The organism is Cellulomonas sp. EB106-03-03-XG116, from assembly GCF_058792015.1.
This window is the reverse complement of record NZ_JBYTEP010000001.1, coordinates 78,664-97,714: the sequence shown is the minus strand read 5'-3', so window position 1 is coordinate 97,714 and position 19,051 is coordinate 78,664. Positions and strand designations below refer to the sequence as shown.

At 68.7% G+C, this 19,051-nt stretch carries 11 protein-coding genes; 5 read left to right on the top strand and 6 right to left on the bottom strand.

What is annotated here, in order from left to right:
- The first annotated feature begins 45 nt into the window (after positions 1–45).
- Positions 46–672 (top strand): 2'-5' RNA ligase family protein, encoded by a 627-nt coding sequence (locus AC3WUG_RS00380; protein WP_492325816.1) that lies wholly within the window; start codon positions 46–48, stop codon positions 670–672.
- A 52-nt stretch (positions 673–724) separates the two neighbouring features.
- The gene (locus AC3WUG_RS00375) at positions 725–1,747 is read left to right on the top strand and encodes a LacI family DNA-binding transcriptional regulator (RefSeq protein ID WP_492325815.1); all 1,023 of its coding nucleotides are present in this window, start codon (positions 725–727) and stop codon (positions 1,745–1,747) included.
- Positions 1,748–1,774: 27 nt separating this feature from the next.
- Here the strand turns inward: AC3WUG_RS00375 and AC3WUG_RS00370 are convergent, their stop codons facing one another.
- Positions 1,775–4,180 (bottom strand): glycerophosphodiester phosphodiesterase family protein, encoded by a 2,406-nt coding sequence (locus AC3WUG_RS00370; RefSeq protein ID WP_492325814.1) that lies wholly within the window; start codon positions 4,178–4,180, stop codon positions 1,775–1,777.
- A 401-nt stretch (positions 4,181–4,581) separates the two neighbouring features.
- On the opposite strand from AC3WUG_RS00370, the gene AC3WUG_RS00365 reads away from it, so the two are divergent.
- The 3 genes from AC3WUG_RS00365 (at position 4,582) to AC3WUG_RS00355 (ending at position 7,059) form a co-directional block, all read left to right on the top strand.
- The gene (locus AC3WUG_RS00365) at positions 4,582–5,196 is read left to right on the top strand and encodes a hypothetical protein (RefSeq protein ID WP_492325813.1); all 615 of its coding nucleotides are present in this window, start codon (positions 4,582–4,584) and stop codon (positions 5,194–5,196) included.
- Between the two features lie 113 nt (positions 5,197–5,309).
- Entirely contained in the window at positions 5,310–5,960 is a 651-nt protein-coding gene (locus AC3WUG_RS00360; protein WP_492325812.1) for a hypothetical protein, read from the top strand.
- A gap of 199 nt (positions 5,961–6,159) precedes the next feature.
- Positions 6,160–7,059 carry an SRA domain-containing endonuclease gene (locus tag AC3WUG_RS00355; RefSeq protein WP_492325811.1) on the top strand — a complete coding sequence of 300 codons (900 nt, stop codon included), beginning with the start codon at positions 6,160–6,162 and terminating at the stop codon, positions 7,057–7,059.
- A gap of 95 nt (positions 7,060–7,154) precedes the next feature.
- Here the strand turns inward: AC3WUG_RS00355 and AC3WUG_RS00350 are convergent, their stop codons facing one another.
- The 5 genes from AC3WUG_RS00350 to AC3WUG_RS00330 all read right to left on the bottom strand — a co-directional run bounded on the left by AC3WUG_RS00350 (position 7,155) and on the right by AC3WUG_RS00330 (position 18,838).
- Positions 7,155–8,381 carry an aldose epimerase family protein gene (locus AC3WUG_RS00350; protein WP_492325810.1) on the bottom strand — a complete coding sequence of 409 codons (1,227 nt, stop codon included), beginning with the start codon at positions 8,379–8,381 and terminating at the stop codon, positions 7,155–7,157.
- A gap of 599 nt (positions 8,382–8,980) precedes the next feature.
- A complete protein-coding gene (locus AC3WUG_RS00345) occupies positions 8,981–12,313 on the bottom strand; it encodes a DUF499 family protein (protein ID WP_492325809.1) in 3,333 nt (1,110 codons plus the stop codon).
- Positions 12,313–14,256: a GmrSD restriction endonuclease domain-containing protein gene (locus AC3WUG_RS00340; protein ID WP_492325808.1), complete on the bottom strand. Its 1,944-nt coding sequence runs from the start codon at positions 14,254–14,256 to the stop codon at positions 12,313–12,315. Before AC3WUG_RS00340 ends, AC3WUG_RS00345 begins: the two co-directional genes overlap by 1 nt.
- Positions 14,253–17,075 carry a DUF1156 domain-containing protein gene (locus AC3WUG_RS00335; RefSeq protein ID WP_492325807.1) on the bottom strand — a complete coding sequence of 941 codons (2,823 nt, stop codon included), beginning with the start codon at positions 17,073–17,075 and terminating at the stop codon, positions 14,253–14,255. The genes AC3WUG_RS00340 and AC3WUG_RS00335 overlap by 4 nt, the downstream gene beginning before the upstream one ends.
- A complete protein-coding gene (locus AC3WUG_RS00330) occupies positions 17,072–18,838 on the bottom strand; it encodes an RNA/DNA-binding domain-containing protein (protein WP_492325806.1) in 1,767 nt (588 codons plus the stop codon). Before AC3WUG_RS00330 ends, AC3WUG_RS00335 begins: the two co-directional genes overlap by 4 nt.
- Positions 18,839–19,051: the final 213 nt, after the last annotated feature.

The window sequence follows — 19,051 nt, the reverse complement described above, 5'->3', positions numbered from 1 at the left end:
GCCCGGGCCCACGGCCCCACCCCTGCGAGAGCGAAGCGAGCACCCATGACCGAGCCCGTCTACGGCGTCTTCCTGATCCCCGACCCGGCGACCTCCGCGGCCGTCACCAGCATCACCCTGAGCGTCGAGCGGCAGTTCGGCTTCGTGTCCGCCGGCCGGTTCCCGCCGCACGCGACGCTCGCGGGCTCCGTCCCGATCCGGGCCGACGTGCCGGACATCGTCGCCGCGCTCGACCCGGTCCTGCGCGACCGGCCCGGGTTCGCGGTGCACCACTCCGGGATCGTCCGGCACGGTGCGGCCGTCACCTACGACGTCGACCGGCTGCCCGACGGCACCCGGAACCTCGCGCTCGCCGACCTCGCGGCCGACGTCAACGCCGCGCTGGCGCCGCTCGCGCACACCATCGACGCGCTGCTCGTGTCGCCGTTCCGCCCCGGCCTGTTCCGCGCGCACATCTCGCTCGCCTCGCACGAGATGAACACCCAGCCGGAGCTCGCCGACCAGGTCGAGGCCTTTGTCCGCGCCGTCCCCGCCCCGGCCGTCCCGGCGTCGTTCCCGGCCTCGCTCGTCGGGCTGTACGAGTTCCGCTCCGCGGGCTGGACCGGGCACTGGTGGGAGACGCTGACCTGGCGCCACCTGCGCACCTGGCGGCTGGCCGACCCGCGGCGCTGAGTGCCGGCCCGCGCGGGTCCCCCGCCGGCAGCCGCGCCCTAGCATGGGCGCCGTGAGCAGCACCTCGGGCGGGCCGGCCGCGCGCCGCCCGTTCACCGAGGCCGACCTCGCGGTCCGGCTCGGCGTCTCCCGGGCGACGGTGTCCCGCGCGCTGCACGGCACCGGCCGCGTCTCGCTCCCCACCCGCCGGCGGGTGCTCGAGATGGCCGAGCGCATGGGCTACGTGCCCAACGTGATGGCCAGCGAGCTCGCCGCCGGCCGCACCCGCACCGTCGGGCTGCTGCTGCGCGACTCGTACAACCCGGCCTACGGCCTGCTGCACGCGCGTCTCCAGTCCGAGGCGCACCGCGTCGGGATCGAGGTCCTCACCGTCACCGCGACCGGCGACGTCGGCGCGTCCCGGCAGATCGCCGGGCTGACCCGGCTGCTCGGGATGCGGGTGAGCGGGCTGATCGTCGCGACCGGCGACGTGCCGTCGGAGCGGCTGCTGCCGTTCCGGGAGGCGGTGCCGATGATCCGCGCCGGGCGGCCGGAGTCCGACCCGGAGATCCACGCCGTCACCTACGACGAGGAGCACCACGCGGCGCTGGTCGTGTCGCACGTGCTCGGGCGGGGGCACCGCAGCGTGGCCGTGCTGACGCCGTCGCGGGAGGTGTCGCTGCCGGAGTCGGTGCGCGCGACGGCGATGGCGCGGCTCGCGCTGGCCGGCGGGGCGTCGGTGTCGGCCGTGTCGGTGCACCGGAACTCCGACGGGATCGCCGAGGCGCTCGGGCTGGTCGAGGCCGGCGAGGTGTCGGCGGTGCTGTGCCCGACGGACCTGCGGGCGCTGGAGGTGCTGCGGGCGGCGCAGGCGCGAGGGCTGTCGGTACCGGGGGACGTGTCGGTGACCGGGTGCGACGGTGTGCTGCCGGGGCTGGACCTGATCGGGCTGACGAGCGTGCGGCTGCCCGTGGAGGAGCTGGCGACGCGGGTGGTGGGGCACCTGGTCGGGCTGATGCGGGAGGCGCCGGCGGACCCGGTCCACGAGTCGCTGCGCGGCGAGCTCGTGGACCGGGGGTCGGTGGGGTCGGTCTAGGGCGGGTCGGCCGGGTGCCCGGCGGGGTCAGGGGGCGGCGCGGTTGCTCCCCGCGTCGAGGACGTAGCCGATGCGGACCGCGTGCGGGCTGGTCCCGCCGATCGTCCTGGTCTGCCGGACGCCGAACTCGGACCCCCAGTCGTCGAGCGGCAGGGTCCCGGCCGACAGCGACATGTCGGGCAGGACCCGGCGGCCCCAGACGTCGGTGCGGATGGAGAGCGGCCGGGCGCCGGCGACGACGTGGCTCGCGAGCGGGATGTTCGTGTTCGGTGCGACCGAGATCCGGTCGGAGCGGCCCAGGTCGAAGAACCCGCGCGTCTCGGACAGGTCGCCGGTGTCGCAGTTCGACCCCGCGCGTGGCGGGCCGGACGAGAACCCGCAGATGCCGCCGTACAGCTGCCAGGTGTCGTTGCTCAGCAGCGTCGCGGTGACGTCGCGGGCGACGGCCCACTGCCGGGACACCGTGTACTGGACGTTCAGCCGGGTGCCGTCAGCCAGGCGCATCTCCTGCGTGTGCCGGCCGTCGCGGATGTGCTCGGGCAGCTCGATGGTCAGGGCGGCCGCGTCGAAATCGCCGCTGGGTCCGCTGCTGTACTGCCAGGAGGCCTGGACGTGGAGGTGGGCCCGGCCGTAGACGGCGGCGCCCGCGCGGAACGGCGTGAACCGCGAGTCGTGCCCCACCAGGTGGTCGCGCATCGTGGCCGGGACGCCGCCCCGCCACTGCTCCGTGTACCGGACCGTCCCGGTCACGTGCCAGCGGCTGCTCTCGCTCACGGGCCCCACCGTCACCTGCACGTACTTCAGCAGCGAGGGGATCTGCCGCGACTCCGGGTGGATGAGCGAGTTCATCTCCAAGTCGGGGCGGTTCGGCCGGACCCGGTTGTCGCCGGTGTCGAGCTTCTTGCCGCGGGTCGAGAAGTAGGCGTCGATGCTGTCGGTGTCGTCGGCCGTCAGGAACGTCGCGCCGATGTCCTCCAGCCAGGGCAGCAGGATCCGCTGGTCGTTCTGCTCGGGGTCGCGGTCCTGCGTCGTCGAGCCGTCGATCCGGTCCCGCAGCGCGTAGCAGCACCGGGAGTCGTTGTTGAAGTACGCCTCCCGCGGCGTCACCGGCACCGTGCTCATCCCGGCGTCGGCGTTGCGCAGCACCTGGTCCCAGGCGAACGTCCGCGGGTCGCGGAACATGACCCAGTCCGGGATCGGCACGAACTGGCCGAGCGGTTTACCGTGCCGCTTCACGATCTCGGTGGCGCTGGCCATCGTCCCGGGCGGGGCCGTGGCGTTGGCGGCGGGCGCGTAGTACTGCAGGTTGCTGAACGTCGGCGTCTGCGCCGGGCCCTGCTTCAGCGTGAGGTGGCTGTAGGCGGTGGAGTCCTTCATCGTCACCTCGACGGAGAGCACACGATCCGCCGCCGTCGTCCGCGCCCACCCGGCGACGATCGCGTCCTTGTAGGCGCCGTCGCCGCCGAGCTGCCGGGCGATCTGCCGGGAGGTCATGACCTGGCTCAGCGGGAGCTTCGGTATCCCGGTGACGCGGAGCGCGCGGGCCTGCCAGTCGTGGAACGACGTCCACGCCGACATCCGGAACTTGAACACGACGCGGTCGAACATGTTCGCCTCGGGGTACCGGTCGTGGAACCTCGTCAGCTCCTCGACCGCCGCGATGATCTCGGCCTGCGACTGCGCCACGCTCGTCGACGTGTTCTTGATCTCGACGTACAGCAGCGAGCGCCCGCCCACGCGGCGGTAGTGGTCGAGGAACTGCTCGAAGCTCGGGACCTTGACGCCGGGCTGCGGCTGGCGCGCGATGTTCAGCAGGTCCTTCTGCTGGAGCTGAGCCCAGGTCGTGCTCGCGAGGGCCGGGTTCGGGCCGGTGTTCTGCTCGGGGTCGTAGGTCGGCTCGAGCATCTTGCCGAGGTGGGTGTCGTGGAACATGACGAGCGTGCCGTCGGCGGTGCTGCGCAGGTCGGTCTCGACCCCGGCGCGGCAGCGCAGGTACGACTGCTCGAAGGCCGGGAGGCTGTTCTCCGGGGTGCGGGCGTCGAAGTCGCCGCGGTGGCGGACGGTCGTGAACTGCTGGCGGGCGCCGAGGTTCTGGAGGGTGCTGAGGATCTCGGCGGAGGTCTTGGTGCACTCGCGGTCGATCTGGGCGGCGACGTCGGCGGCCGTGCGACCGGACTGCTCGAGATCGGTGGGCTGGGGCTCGGCGGAGTCGTCGTCGGGGGCCGGGTCGGTGATCGGGTCGCCGGGGCCCTGGTCGGGTGGGAGGACGAGCTGGGGGTCCGGGCCTTCGTCGGTGATGGCCGTCGGGGCCGTGGGGGTCGGGTCCGGGGTCGGTGGGGTGGTCGCGGCGATCGTGCCCGTGCTGAGCAGAGCGAGGACGACCGCGACGGCGAGCGATGACCGTGGGCGTCGGCGGGCGGGGTGCGGGTGCATGGCGTGCTCCTGGGGTGGGAGACGTCTGCCCGTCCGTGCGCCGGGCGCGCTCGCGCCGAGGTGTGGCGGACGGTCCACGCCATACCGATCGGGCTCCGTGACCCTCGAACCGGGTCGCGTCGCCGTTCTCCCGAGGCCCCCCATGGCCGCGGAACCGCGGCGGCCCCGCTGCGGCGGGCGGGGTGCTGCGGTGCAGGGACGCGCGGGTGCGCGTCCGCTGTCGACGCTAGCGGTGGGTGGGGGCTGTGAGAAGGCTGTGGCGCGAGGTGCCACTCATGAGGCGCGGGATCCACCACTCATCGTCGTGTGGGCCGGTCCTTGGGTGGTCGTCGGCGCCTCGATCATGATGCGATCCGGCTCCCCCGGGCCGGCACGGCAGGTGACGCGTGGAGGTGCGGTCCGTGTCCGAGGCGATCGTTGCTCCCCCGCCCCGCGGGCTGCCCGCCGCCCGCGTCGTCAGCGTCGTCCTCGGACCCGTGCCCACGGCGGTGCTGACGTTCGTCGTGGCCCTCCGGCTGTTCGGCGTCCCCCACCCCGGCGTGGCGGCGCCGGCGGCCGCGTGCGTCGGGGCCGCGCTCGGCGTCGTGCTCGCGGTCCGCGCGCTCCGCGGGCCCGGGTCCGTCGCGCGCCGCGAGACCCTCGTGCTCGTCCTGGTCGCACAAGCCGTGTGCTTCGCCGTCCTCTGGTGGACGGACATCCCGCCGACCGTGGTCATGGGGTTCGTCCACCTCGGGCTCGCCGGGGTGACCGCCCCGATCGCGCCGTTCATCCGGCTGTGGGGGCACGGGTTCGTCCTGGGTGCCCTCGTCGGGGTCGGACGCATGCTCGACCTGGCGCCGGCCCCGGTGTGGCTGGTCGCGTCGCTCGCGGTCATCGCGCTCGCCTTCTCGCACCTCGCGCTCGGCAAGCAGCCACCGGGGCGCGCGATCATCAGCCCGCTGCTCGGGTTCGTCGCCGGGTGCGTCGGCGGGATCGTCGGGATGCTCGTCGCGATGGTCATCTGGAGCGCCGGGTGACCGGCGTCGGGCCCGTTCCGGACCGGCCGGCCGGTCACGCGCGGTCCGGCGGTCGTCGCTCGCCGCGGCGGCGGGCGTTGCTGCGGGTCGCCGCCGCCGTGATCGTGCTGGTGGTGACCGCAGCGGTGTGGTCCGCGGTCGCCCGGGCCGAGAAGGAACGGACCGAGCGGCAGATCGCCACCGTGCACGACCTGCTGCGCGGGAACGACTACACGATGTACGAGCAGCGGCCCGGTCCGGAGAGCTGGCTGTCGATGTTCCGGCCGAACGTCGGGCGGTGGGGGTGGTTCGCCACGTCCCGGTCGGTCGACGAGCTGCTGCGCGACATCCGATCAGCGGTCGCAGCGGCGTCGCTGGACGAGCCGTACTGCGTCGGTCCTGAGCAGACACGACGCGAGGACGGGACCGCCGTCGTCAGGGTCCCGGAGTACATCCACGCCTGCGACCTCACCCTCGGCGGCAAGCCGTTCGGCTCGATCGAGCTGGACCCGTACGACGAGTTCAACACCACCTACGTGACGTTCGGTATCGGGCCTGATGCCGACGTCTTGCACCTCCGTGAGCAGGTGGAGCACGAGGGCGACGAGCCGTGGACGCCGGAACCCGTCGGGGTGATCTCCGCCGCCGACGTCGTGCGGGGGTCTCTCCGTGCCGACGTCGCCATGGCGTTCGTGGTGGCAGTCGGATCGAGCGCCTCGGCGTCTGGTGTGGTCGTCCTGGTCCGCCGGCGATGGGACAGCGGTAGGGCCACGGCTAGGGACTAGGGACTAGGGCTTCATCGACGGCGCCGTCCGCCCCTGGTTCGCGAGGACCATCACCGAGTGCCTCTCATCAGTAGCGGCATGAGCGCATCTCGCCTGATCGGCGCCGAACCGCTGTCCGTGTTGCTCCGTTGGTATGAATCAAAGAGCGCCGATGGTGGTTCGCGCCCGCAAGAGCACCTGATGAGTCAAGCTCCGCGTCATGAGTCGCTTCACGCCTGGCGTCGAGTACAACCGCACGCAGCTTCACGAAGACGCCAAGCAGTTCGGAAGGCCCGGGAACGCGATGGCCGGCATCACAGTGGTCGCCGGCGAGCTCTGCATCTTCTGGAACCCGTACAAGAAGCTCTACGCGAACCAGTGGATCGAAGAGCCCAGCGAGTTCTGGTACTCGGGTGAGGGCGCCTCGGGTGCGATGGACGACACGGCAGGGAACCGCCACCTCCGCGAAGCGGAGACGTCGGGGGCGGCCATCCAGGTCTTTTACAAGGTCGCCTCAGCGGGCTCGCGGTGGCTCTGCCTGGGCGCCTACCGAGTGGTCACGTCCGAGCCGGGCGTGAGCGTCGGAAGCGATCACGTGCTGCGGACTGACGTCCGCTTTCGACTCCTCGCGGACGTCGACCTCCCCGACCCGATCTCGCTTCCGGTTATCGTTCCGGCGCCAGCTCCTGAACTCCCGAGTGAGGCGGACCTGTGGGCCGCGCAGGAGCGGGAGGTCACGAAGAACGGTGGACGCCGCCGGCGCGCGCCCCGCAATCAGCGCGCCAAGCGGCAATCAAGTCCCCTCAAGACGGCGTACGTTGTTCGACGCGCGATCGACTTCGGCGGCACGTGCGAGAGTTGCGGCGAGCACCCAGGTTGGGTCCGCGACAACGGACAGCCGCACTTTCAGGCGCACCACCTGATCGCAGACATCGACCTCGTCGACTGGATCGCAGCGGTCTGCGGGACGTGCCACGACCGGCTCCATCACGGTCAGGACCGCGATGCCCGGACTTCCGCGACGCGCGAGGTCGTCGCCTCACGTCAGCAGGAGCTGCACCGGCCGACCTACACGAGGGAGCAGGCCTCGGCGCTGCCTGGAGCCGTCGTAGTCGCGTAGTCAGCAGCCAGGCTCCGTGGCGGGCCCGACGCTCAATCGCGCCGGGCCCGCCTCGGAACCTTCTCTCAAGGACTTAGTCCTCTCTCCTCATCGAGTCAGCGCCGCCCGCGCGACAGGTCGAACACCGTCGTCGTGTCGTACGTCTCCCCCGGCCGCAGCGCCGTGCTCGGGAACTGCGGCTGGTTCGGCGAGTCCGGGAAGTGCTGCGTCTCGAGCGCCAGCCCGTCCGACTGCCGGTACACGTGCCCGCCGGTGCCGACGAGCGTCGCGTCCAGGAAATTGCCCGAGTAGAACTGGATGCCCGGCTCGGTCGTCCACATCTTCAGCGTCCGCCCGGAGTCCGGGTCGCGGAGCTTCGCCGCCAGCTGGAGGCTGCCGTCGTCGGGCCGGTCGAGCACCCAGTTGTGGTCGTAGCCCTGCCCGAAGAGCAGCTGCTCGAACGGCTCGCGGATGCGCTCACCGATCGCCGTCGCCGACCGGAAGTCCATCGGCGTGCCCGACACGTCGGCGATCTCGCCGGTCGGGATCAGCGTCGAGTCGACCGGCGTGTAGCCGCTGGCCGGCAGCGTGAGCTCGTGGTCGAGGATTGACGACGTGCCTTCGCCCTGGAGGTTCCAGTAGGTGTGGTTCGTCAGGTTCACGACCGTCGGCGCGTCTGTCGTCGCGTTGTAGTGGATCTCGAGCTTCTGGTCGCGGGTCAGCGTGTAGGTGACCTGGACGTCGAGGTTGCCCGGGTAGCCCTCCTCACCGTCGGGGCTCAGGTAGTTGAGCTGCAGACCGACAGTGCCGTTGCTCTGGAGCGGCGTCGCGGTCCAGACCTTGGTGTCGAACCCGTTGAAGCCGCCGTGCAGACTGTTCGGGTCGTTGTTGATCGGCAGCTGGTAGGTGGTGCCGTCGAGCTCGAACTGGCCGTTCGCAATGCGGTTGCCGTACCGGCCGATGAGCGCGCCGAAGTAGGGGCCCGGGTTGTTGTTGTCGAGGTAGCCCTGCAGGTCGGCGAAGCCGAGGACGACGTTCACCGGGTCCTTGCGGCCGTTCGGGACCTCTAGCGACTGGATGATGCCGCCGTACGTGAGGATCCGGACGGTCATGCCGCGGTTGCTGAGCGTGTACCGCTCGACGGCGGTGCCGTCCTCGGTGGCGCCCCACGGCTCGGACGCGATGGTGGCGGTGTCGTGGTGCCCGCCGCCCTTGTCACCGCCCCAGCGGTCGGTGGTGTCGTCGGCCCCCAGAGCGGCGGGACCGCCAGAGACGAGCAGTGCGGCGACCGCGAGCGGGGCTGCGACGCCCACGAGGCCGCGACGGAGTTGACGCATGCGCATGTGACTCCCCCCTGTCCACGTCGACCGGCGCCGCCCCCTGGGACGTCGGTGTCCCGCGGCGCGGCGACCCTGGCGCGTGACGTGGAGGGGGTCGGGGGCCCGGAGGGGCGGTGCGGTCGGGATCGACGCTAGGACCGTCGCGGCGGCAGGTCAACGAGGAAGCCCGCTTGTTCGGCTACATAACTGAGCAGGTGGCCCGTCACGGCTGTTCAGGTTCCGTGTACAGGCTGGGAGCGGTGTTGTGTGACGACGAGCCAGTCGGCCTCCGGCCCGGCAGACCGCCCAGATACCCAGATACACGGCCTACCCACAGTTTATCGATGATTATCAAGGCGTTCGCGCAGTCCGGACGTCGTGGGCGCGCCCTTCTAGCACAGGTCCGTATGAACTCCGAGGTCATGGCTAATCTCGGCTATCAGCCGCGCCCGAAGCGAGCCCGCGAGATCGAGCATCAAGCCGCTTTTCGGGCACCCGGTTGAGATGCATGGCGGTAAAGAAGCGTTGATCTCTCAGCATAGGGACGCCGGCGCAAGCGCCGATCACAACTCCAACTAGGCCAGAATCGAAGGCCTGCCGCGGCGAATACCCAGTCCGGATCGTCAGCTTTCCTCAAAGCCATTTGCCTCGAACCGAAGGGTCGCCGCATTCTCCCGCACCGTGCGGACCGTGTCCGTGCTGAAGCCGTCCGCGTTGACCGCTTGGATCTCGATGCTGACTTCCAGCCGCGTCCCGGGCGCGGCCTCCAGGTGCTGCAGGACCTCCTGCTGGATGCGCGCGAAGTCCCGGCCGTATCGCTGTGGGTCGAGCCGAGTGGAGCCAAAGTAGCGCGTCAGGACCCGGACCGCGGGAAGCGGCGGCGGAACGGAGTCGGCGGATGTCATGGTCGGACCAGACGGGTCGAGTTCAGGTGTCGCAGCGATAGGCGGGGGCGTCGACTCCTCCGCTCGTTGCTGAATCGCGACCGCGGGCTTTACAACGAGCCACCCGTCACTGAGCGACATTGGCTCGGGCAGGTCTCCCGGCAAGACGACGCCGCGGTAGCGGTGGGCCTCCTCGTCGTATCCCTCTGCGAGGGCAAACGCCTCAAGCTGCCAGACGAGCGAGCTAAGCCCGCTCAGCAGTGCACGCTCAAGGACGCCGCGGTCGCGCAGCCTGTCCAGGTACGGGTACTGCGCGTAAAGGTCCCACAGGTCGCCCACGGCGATGTGCCCAGAGGTCCAAGCCCCTGAAAGCGGACCGTCGAGCGCCATCCGTACGCCCGCAGCACCGTAGTCAGCGGCTAGCTCACCCCCACGTCGGAGCTTGTCCGACACACGTGCTGCCAGCCCCGACGACGCGTCCGCAATCCGCTCGGCGCGCAACGCCGGGGGAGCCCCGGCGTCTGGCTGCTCGGGAACGAGCGCCCAGGTGAACGTCCCAGCGATCCGGTTGGTCGCGTCCTCGTCGGTCTGCCGGCGCCGCGCGGTCGCCTGCGCGGCCTGCTGCGCGGTCAGATTGAGGGTAGACGACGAGCGATCGACCTCATCCCAGGCGAGGAAATCGCGCACTGCAGCGTCCAGGTCGTCCCAACGCTGCCCGTCAGCCGCCAGGAACACCAGCGCGTTGCGGTATCGCCGCTGCCCCGTGCCGACACGCAGCATCGCGTCGGACGCCCAAGTCATCGCCGGAGAGTCGGCGTCACCGCGCGTGTGGCGCTCTGAGGGCGGCACGACGACGAGGCGCGCCTGGTCGAGGTCCGGGACGCCGGAGGAGTCGCGAGGGTCGTGGTGCACGCCGGCGAACAGCCCCTTTTCGGCCACGAGCGGCTTGAGTCGCCGGATGACCTCCTGCCACACCCGTTCGGGCTCGTCGCGGAGTCGGTCCGCGATGTCGCTCGCAGTGCGAGTCACCGAGGCCGTCGTCGAGAACCAGTACCGCGCGTTATCTGCGTACAGGTACGTCGCCTGCTGGCCGAGCACCTCAAGGGACGCACCGAAGTTGCCCACTGTGTCACCCGGGATTGCCACGCCAAGCCACACCCTGGGGCGCTCGACACCCTTGTGGTCGGTACCTAGGGTCGGCGCCGACGCGAGGAAGATCTCCCGCGCGATCCGACGCGTCAGGGATCGCGCACCGAACGTCCCCGGCCGGCTGGCATCGATCTGGACCGGCGTAGAACCCTCGCCGTCGATGTCCTTATCGATGATCGGCTTCCACAAATCCGGCAGGTAGTTCGTCAGCTCGCTCGCGACCCGGGCTGCATGCAGCGGGACGGACCCGGGCAGGATCAGCGGGCTCGCGTCGTTCGACGACCACAGCTCGTGGATTACCGTCGACATCAGCCGCAGCACCCCGCGGGTCCGCTGGAAGCGCTCGAGCGTGGACCAGTCCGTGTAGAGCCGGTCGAACAGCTCCGGGTGGATCGGGTACGCGGCCCGCAACCGCTCCTCGTACGCCTGGTCCTCGGCCTCGGACGGGAACTGGCCGTGGTTTTCTCGATAGAAGTTCACGAACTGCCGGGCAACCGCTGCGATCTCGTTGCGCGCCGCAGCATCGGGCTCGCGGAACAGGCGCCGGCGGACGATCTCAAACGACTCGACGCTGCTCGCCGGCCGCCAGTGGTCAGCCTTGCGCCCGACGACGTTCTGCAACGCCACCAGCGCCCGACGCCCGCGCTCGCCTCCGATCTCAATCGTCGACGCGGTGTCACCGCCGCCGAGCGAGTCAGACGCGGGGATCGAGACCAGGAGCATCGCGCCCGACACGGCACTCACCGCCTCGGTCAGCGACTGCGCGAACGTGAACTGGTCCTCGAAGCGGCCGCCGGCGAGCTTCTCGTCCGATAAACCACGCGCGTACGCGACCCACTCGTCGATTAGCACGAGAACCGGTGCGTGGTCGCGGATGAGGGCGGTGAGCGCGTCGCCCGGGGGGGTGCCTGAACGGTCGGACTCGGCGATGCGGTCGTACGCTGCGCGGCCGCCGAGCTGCCAGGCGAGCTCACCCCACAGCGTGTTGACCTCGGTGCCGTCGTCCTTCATCCGCGGCTGGTTCGGGCCCAGGTGCGTCCCGACGAGGGCGACCTTCCGGACCTGTAGCGACGCGAGGTCGCCGTCGGCGACGACGTCCTGGACGCCCTGCGGGAAGGAGCTCGCGGGCAAGCCCGAGAACAAGTGGTACACGGCGAGCATTGAGTGCGTCTTGCCGCCGCCGAAGTTCGTCTGCAGGTTGACCACCGGCGAGGCGTTGTCGTCGCGGGACATTCGCCGCACCGCGCGGTCGAGCAGGTCCTTCAGTCCCTCGGTCAGGTAGGTGCGAGCGAAGAACTCCTGAGGGTCGAAGTACTCGCGCTGAGTCGTCTGGCCAGTGGCGACCTGATGCAGGTCGGCTGCAAACTCAGCGGCGTTGAACTGTCCGCGGGCCACGTCGTCGTGTGGCGTGATCACCTCACGCCACGGCTTCAGGCCAGTGCCGGGCGTGGCTACAGTCCCGACAGCTGCGAGAACCGTCCTGCGGGTCTGCTCTTCAAACGTTGCGCGCTGATGCTCGACCCGGAGCGCATTGACTGCGGTCGCCTCCTCGGGCGCATGCACGTCTGTGAGAAGTCGCTCCATCGTATCCAATGCACGCGTCGTGTCGTCAGCGCTGAACGCTGTCCCGTGCGCGAACCGGTTGCCTACCTCACGCAGCTCTGAGGCGTAGGACTGGGTGACCCGAGATAGCTCGCCACCGAACGCGCGCCACTCTTCGGTTACCACCTTCAGCAAGAACCGTGGGTCGTCGGCGGAGTAGTCCCGAGCCGTGCCGTGGCGCTGGGCATCGCGCGCCCCAAGCAGTCGCACCCAGTCACCCTCGGGCGCCGACGCGCGCATGTGCTGATCGACGAACGGCCGCAGCCCGCGCGCGAGGGCGTCGAGGCCCCGGCTGATCTTGTCTTTGTTGCTCAGTGCCATCAGATTGCGCCTTCCAGGTCCGCGTCTTCCGCGGTCTCGTCAACGTCCTCCTCGAACGCGGATGGGTCTTCGCCGCCGTGAAGCTGCCCCTGAGAGTCGGCCACGACGTCACGGGCAACCGGCTTGCCGATCGCCTCGGCTACGAGCGCGACGAGCGCCTCCCGACGAGCCGCGAAATACGCCTCGAAGTCTCCGTCCCGCAGCGCCCCGGGTTCGATCAGGTGCGACGCGACGAGCCCGTCCAGACGCGCGGCCTCCATCCCCGTGTCCTTCAAGAGGCGCGGCACGTAGACCGCTGGTGAGTCGCCGCGCAACAAGATGTTGGTCTTCTTCGCCAGTGGGGTCTTGTTGATGATGCAGTCACGCAGGTGCGGATCGATGTCGTTTCGGATGCACCACGCGTGCGGAAACACGTGGTGGATGTCGATTTGCTGGTCCAGGTAGGAGGCATGATCGATGGCCTGATCCAGCTTCCAGTCGCGTGCTCCGCGAGCCATCAGCAGCGCGTAGATGCCCTTATAGGCCGCGCTACGGCCCGTTCGTAGAGAGAGCAACCGGGACTCCTGGAAGTAGGCGTCGACAACCGTCTTAGGCGTCTCCACCTCCGCGCCCGTGCGGCCCGCGAGCGCCCAGTCGGGGACCTGTGCAGCATCGGCGGCGAAGCGCGACTCCGTCGTCGACCCGTAGAGTTCCCCAAGTACCCCGCACCAGAACCACCGGCGTATGCGGTCTCGCACCGTGTAGACGTCGACGTCCTCGCCGAGCAGTACTCGAAGCACCGCGAGGGGCACGGTCTGTGTGCGGTACGGCACGAAGTACTCCGTGTGAATGTGCTCACCGAGGTAGAACCCTGCTGCCCAAAGGAACCCGTCTCGGACGCGTGGTGCCCACTCGAGGTACTCGTCAAGCGAGAGTCCCAAGATGTCCTCTCCCCGGGCGGTGATAGGGCGCGGCTTAGATCGCCCTGCCGCGATGTCATCGAGGCGTCGGCGCCGACTCGCGAGTATGAGTACTGCCTGGAGGAAGTCGGTCGGCTTCGTGCCCGCGAGCACAGGATGCTGTGCGAGGGCGCGCTGGTGCTGGACCCAGTCCTCGCCAAGTCGGAAGTCATCGCCGTGCTGTGCGTAGTACTCAGCGTCGCCTGCGTAGATCGCGGTGAGCAACTCGAAGTTGTTCAGCGGCAGGCCGCCGGAGTTGACCTTTTCGAAGACCGTCGCGACGGCCTCCTTGGTCGTCTGGTCGTCGAGCTGGATCGCCGGGATCACGTACGACTTGACGAGGTTCACGATGTCCTCGTTGAAGCGCTCGAAGATGTCGAGCCGAGCGTCGCGGTCATCGCCAGTGCGCGTGTACTCGAGTAGCCATTTGGTCGCGGAGCCGTCGAAGATCGACGTGAACGGCATGAGCCCTTCAGCGACCTGCTTCTCCCGGGTCGAGACGTCGAGGACGACGTCCCGGTCGAAGTTCTCTCGCACAACACCGTCGTGTGGGATAGAGCGGACGGCGTCGTTCTGGTCGGTCGGGCTGCCGAGCGCACGCTCCACATCGAGGAAGTACCGTCGCGAAAGCTCCTTCCCCCGCGAGTCCTTGGTGGCCACAACACCTGAGCCGGTCAATGCCTGGTAGAGCGACGTCATGCGTTGCTGGCCGTCGAGCAACAGGTGCGACGGTGCTGAGAGGACCCGATGGCCGTCCTGTTGGGCGTCGACCGCCACCCGGGCAAGCGGCTGAGGCTTGAACCGCACGTGCTCCGCGCCCGTATCCAGGAGCATCAGAGCGCCCATCGGGTGTCCGCGGAGCACGGTCACGAGGAGTTCCCGGATCCGGTCGTCGTCCCACTTGTACGGACGTTGGAAGTCCGGAAGCTGGATCTCGCCCGCGCGTACATCCTCCAACAGATCGGCGAGCTTGAGTTGCGGTGTCTGGAATCCCACCGTCGTCACTCCTCGTCTATAGCGTCGAAGTCGAAGCCCGCCTGGGTGGCCGGGTGGGTCGGCTCAGTGCGGCGAGCGACCGACGCCAGGTCAGACCAGGAAGTTCCCAACGCGTTAAACAGCAACGCATCGGAGGGGCGAGTCGATTGGGTCATCTCGTACAGGCGGTACGCCAACAGTTGGACTGTCTCGAGGTCAACCCGCTGTCCGACGCGCGGCACAAGCACCCCAGCCGCCTCAAGGCCGCCTGACTCGAGCACCCGTGCGAGATGCATGGTCGCCTCCCACACCGAGAGCCGGTCGTCGGTGTCCGGACTCCAGCTGCCGGGCAGATCCTGCGGCGGGAGAAGGCGGACGCGGCCGGCGCGCGACGTGAGGACGCCGCCACGGGCCAGTCCGTCGACTGACGTGTTAGTCGCGCGTGCGAGCACGTCTGCCTCGCCAAACGCTCTCTCAGACCACCCGTACTGCGCGTACCACTTGAGGCAGAAGCGCGTATCCGCGTCGAGGTCGCCATCTTGCTCAGCGAGTACCTCGTCGAGCGCCTGATTGATCAGCGCGAGCGCCGTCTTGACGGACATGGCCGAACCGTCAGCCTCGACCACCTTGCTGTAGCGAGAGAACACCGCCATGCCCGGACCGATGGTCGACTGGGCCAGGTCGACTGGGGCAATCGCCCCCTGCTGCATGTCGCGAAGCGCTTGTGGAAGCTCCGCCTTGAGCGCGGCAAGGAAGCCCCGGCGTGTCGTGGCTTGTGCCGACTCGTCACGCGGGCGAAGCGCGAGGACGATCGACGACGCCAGCGCGTTCGTCCCGGACGCGATCAGTCGCCGGCTTGACTCGGTGAGAAGCGGCCATGTCGCGGTGATCGACCAGCCAGCGCGAAGTATGCCCTCCAGGATCGTCGCCCAGCCGGTTGATAGGACATTTCCAGCGCTGCGCTCTTGCTGCTTGAACGCATAGTAAACAGTGATTGGGAAGTCGCCGCTTGCCGCCTGCCTTGCCGTAGCGAAGATGCGGAAGAATCCGTCTTCGAAGAACGTCTCCGCCTCGGCCTTTCCACCGTGTCTGTATTGATTGGCCACGAGCTCCTCGGCCTTTGGCACCAAGAGCGTCCGAAAAAGATCGGGGTGTACCGACTGAAGGGAGCGGCGGAGCCATACATAGAAATAGTCGGATAGGTCGGAATATCCGATGTTGTCATAATAGGGCGGGTCGGTCGAGACGACGACATTCTTGAAATCGACGGACGCGGCGTCCGCCTGCTCAACGCGTGCCGGACCCGATGCCGACGCTTTCGCAAGCGCGGTCGCCACATAGTCAACAGCAGCGGCAAACGAGCCACTGCTACTCGCCAGCGTATTGGCCTCGGAGAAGTCCCAGACCATCGGTATCGCTTGTCGCCCGAAAACCTGTTGCGACACCTGACCTGAACTTTCCCATCGACAGAGCGAGCTGCTCCAGTCCGAAAGGCGCGAGAGCGCCATGGCGAGATAGGTCGCTACAGCGTCGGCGTACGCCAAGGCGTCGGACCCTCCAGAATAGAGCGCCTCGCCTTCGGACGCACCGGTGGCGAGAATGTCCTGAAGCACCTCTGCTCGCACCTCAGACACGAGGTCACTGAAGGTTGTCAAAGCCACTAGTTGACGATCGGTAAAGAGATCAGAGAACTTTTTAAGACCGTATGCCGGCGTCCATAGATTGCGCGGGTCATACCCCAGCTCTTGGTCGGGGATGTCGACAGGACGCGTCACTTTGGCCGCGATGCTGTGCTCCGGTGTCGGCGCGAGGTAGATGCGCCGACGCGGGCCCTCCGCGACCACCGCCATGAGCATCGCACCGAGGCGCCCCTTCCGCCCGGCGTCCTTGATGTAGTCCATGGGAGTGGAAGCCCCGCACGCAACGCAACGTGCTCCAGAACGACCCGCCATGGTGCCGTCATTATCCTTCGTCGGCACATTCGAGAGATCCTGACTGACGTCGAAGTTGACTCGACGCCCTGACGGCGCCGCGGCGTCATTCTCCACACACGGGACGACGTAGGCTTCCTTGCCCTTCTTTTTGCACAACCACCACGACTCCACGAGGGGCATCTCGACGCCGCACGCCGGATTAGGGCACGTGACCGTCCGAGCCCAGAGCCATGAAATAACCGAAGCCGTCGACCCGTCGGGCAGCGTCGCTTTCGGATAGATGTGGCCTATGCGCTCCGTTGCGCGCTGCCGCATCCAAGCGCCATAGCGGCGCACATCCTCGGCGATGCCGGTCGCCCGCGGCCAGTCGCCCAACTTCGAATCTCTCGCACCCGGAAACACGGGCGGGCGGTCGGCGAACTTAGGTGGGATCTCGACCAGGGCTCTGTTGATAAGAGCAGCAACTGGGTTGAGGTCGCTAGCACGTGTTTCCAAACCGAGGCGTTGAGCCTCCATTGGTATCGCCCCCCCGCCCGCGAAGGGGTCCAAGATTGCGATCGACGAGTCACCGGTGCAGCGGTTAATCTCGTGCCGGGCCGCCCGAAGTAGAACTTGGTCGTCGATGGCATCCCACTGCGCGAGGCGGGCGACAATTCCGTGAAGTCTCCTTCGCTCGTCTTCCTGGGCCTGCGCCGTTGGGAACCGATCGGGATCCGAACCTGGGTCGTCGACTAGTTGTGCGAAGATCACCGCGCGCGCAGCCGTGATCGGCCGTCGCGCCCACCAGTGATGGATGTGCTGCGGCTTTCCCACCTTCCGCGCCTTTTCCGCCTTAAGACCCCGATTGATCTCCTCGAGGGGTAGCGACACCTCGATCAGCTTCCGCCGGGTCGGAGTGGTCGTCGGCTCGGTCATGCGTCGTCTCCCTCGGACAGCGTGGGCTCGGGACGCGCCGCTGTGCGTTGCACGTTCCGCCTCTTGCTTGTCGGCACGTTAGGCCCGGGTCCATAGGTGACACTTGGACCGCGTTCCGCTGTCGACGTCTTGACCAGGAGCCCGCGTTCGACCATGTCCCCGAGTATCCGAGACGTGGTTGGGGCGTCCGTCTCGAGGACGAGGCGGACCATGCGGGCGTTGATCGTTCCGGTCTCACGCAGCAGGCCGAGCACGCGACCGTCGATCCAGTCGGTCGTCCGACGGCGATAGGTCACGGCCGTGCCGAGGATGCGTAGGGGCGCCTCTCGGAGCCGGTAGTTGGGGTTCGCCCGTCGAACGGTCTCGCGGGTCGGTTCGACGAGGTCGAAGGGTGCCGACGCGAGGCGGTCGAGCACGGCCTGGACCTCGGCTACGGGCTTCTGCAGGAGAGGTGCGAGCCCAGCTGCGTTCACGATCCGCGTGTGGAGCAGCGTGAGCAGAGTGAGCATCGTGTCGGCGTCGTCGGCGCTGCCCTCCGGGAGTGACTGGACGAACCGTGTGACTTGGGCGTTGGGAGCGCCACCGATAAGCGTGACACGCACACTCGCCTGGTCAGCGTTGAACTGCGGCGGCTGGTGCCCGAGCTGTGCCATCGAGGCGTACATGCGATCGACGCCCATGCCGGCGGTCTCGCCCAGTCCGAGCTTGCGGATCGCCTCAGCTAGGCGAGGGTTGCGTGATCGCGAGGCGGTGCTGAGCACGTTGGACGTCGTGACGCCGCTGACGAACGGGCCCGGGGAGGTCACGGCGAGCCGCGTTGCCGTGTGCTCGATGACGATGCGCGCCGAGTCGCGGTAGTCGCGGTGCATCACCGCGTTGACTAGCGCCTCGCGGATCGCGGTTGGTGGCAGGTCGGCGACCTGGACCTGGACAAGGGCCGAGACGTCGACCGACGTTGTGTCCGTACGGGCCGAGATCAGGTCAAGGACGCGTGCGAGGCTCGTCACCAGCGGGCCAGAGAACTGCTCGTTCGCTGTCAGGTCACCGGCCGGTGTACGCCGATGGACGTAGGCGGTGTGTTCCCGCGCGTGGGGGTCCTCAACGAACAGAAGCACGCCAGCGCGGTTGAGACGCCCGCCAGGCGTGACGACGCCGAGGGCACGAAGCAGGTCTTCGTCGCTCAGCTCCGCGAACGCTCGACGCGCAGGATCCGTGGCCTCACGCAAGAACCGTCGCGCCGTGGTCAGTGCAAGTGGGTCGATCGCGCTCACTGGGACGTCGGTTGCTTGACTTGTCCAGTCGTCTCCGCGCCGGTCGGCGACGAGGCGGGCGATCTGGTCCGCCGACATGGGCATGCATGACGTACCGATGCGCTGGGTGTGACGGCCGCCGACCGCATGCACCGCCGCACTCTCGGGGACGGTGATCACAAGCAGGCGGACGCTCTCGTAGGTGAGTTCGGCGACGTCGACCGTCAGCGGCGGGTCGGTCCGGCTGAAGATCCCATGTCGCGTCTCCGCTGCATCGAGCCGGCCAGCGCCGACAATCGCGTCGGGGCCGCCGGGGTGGTCACGCACACCGACCACCACCGTCCCGCCGTCGTGGTTCGCGAAGCAGGCGGCCGCGGCTGCAAGGTCGGTGAGCGTGTCCGCGATCGATCGGCCGACGGTCTTGAAGTCGAGACGTTCGGTCTCGACTTCGCTCGCGGCACTGCCGTCGTGGACGGCCGCGATCGCGGCAAGTACTCGCTCATGCTGTGGCAACGGGTTTCTCCGAAGTTTTGCGCGGCTCTCGCAGTGAAGGGTACTGCAAAACTCTCGGAGAACTCAGGGGCCTGGCGCCTCCGACGGCCCGTCCGTGGACCTCCCGCCGCATGTGTCTGCTGGCACGCCCGCGACCGGCCACTGTGACGACGCCGGCGGCAGAGTGTCTGACTCGCGGCAGCCCGATCGAAACGCTGGGTTGCCGCTGGCGAG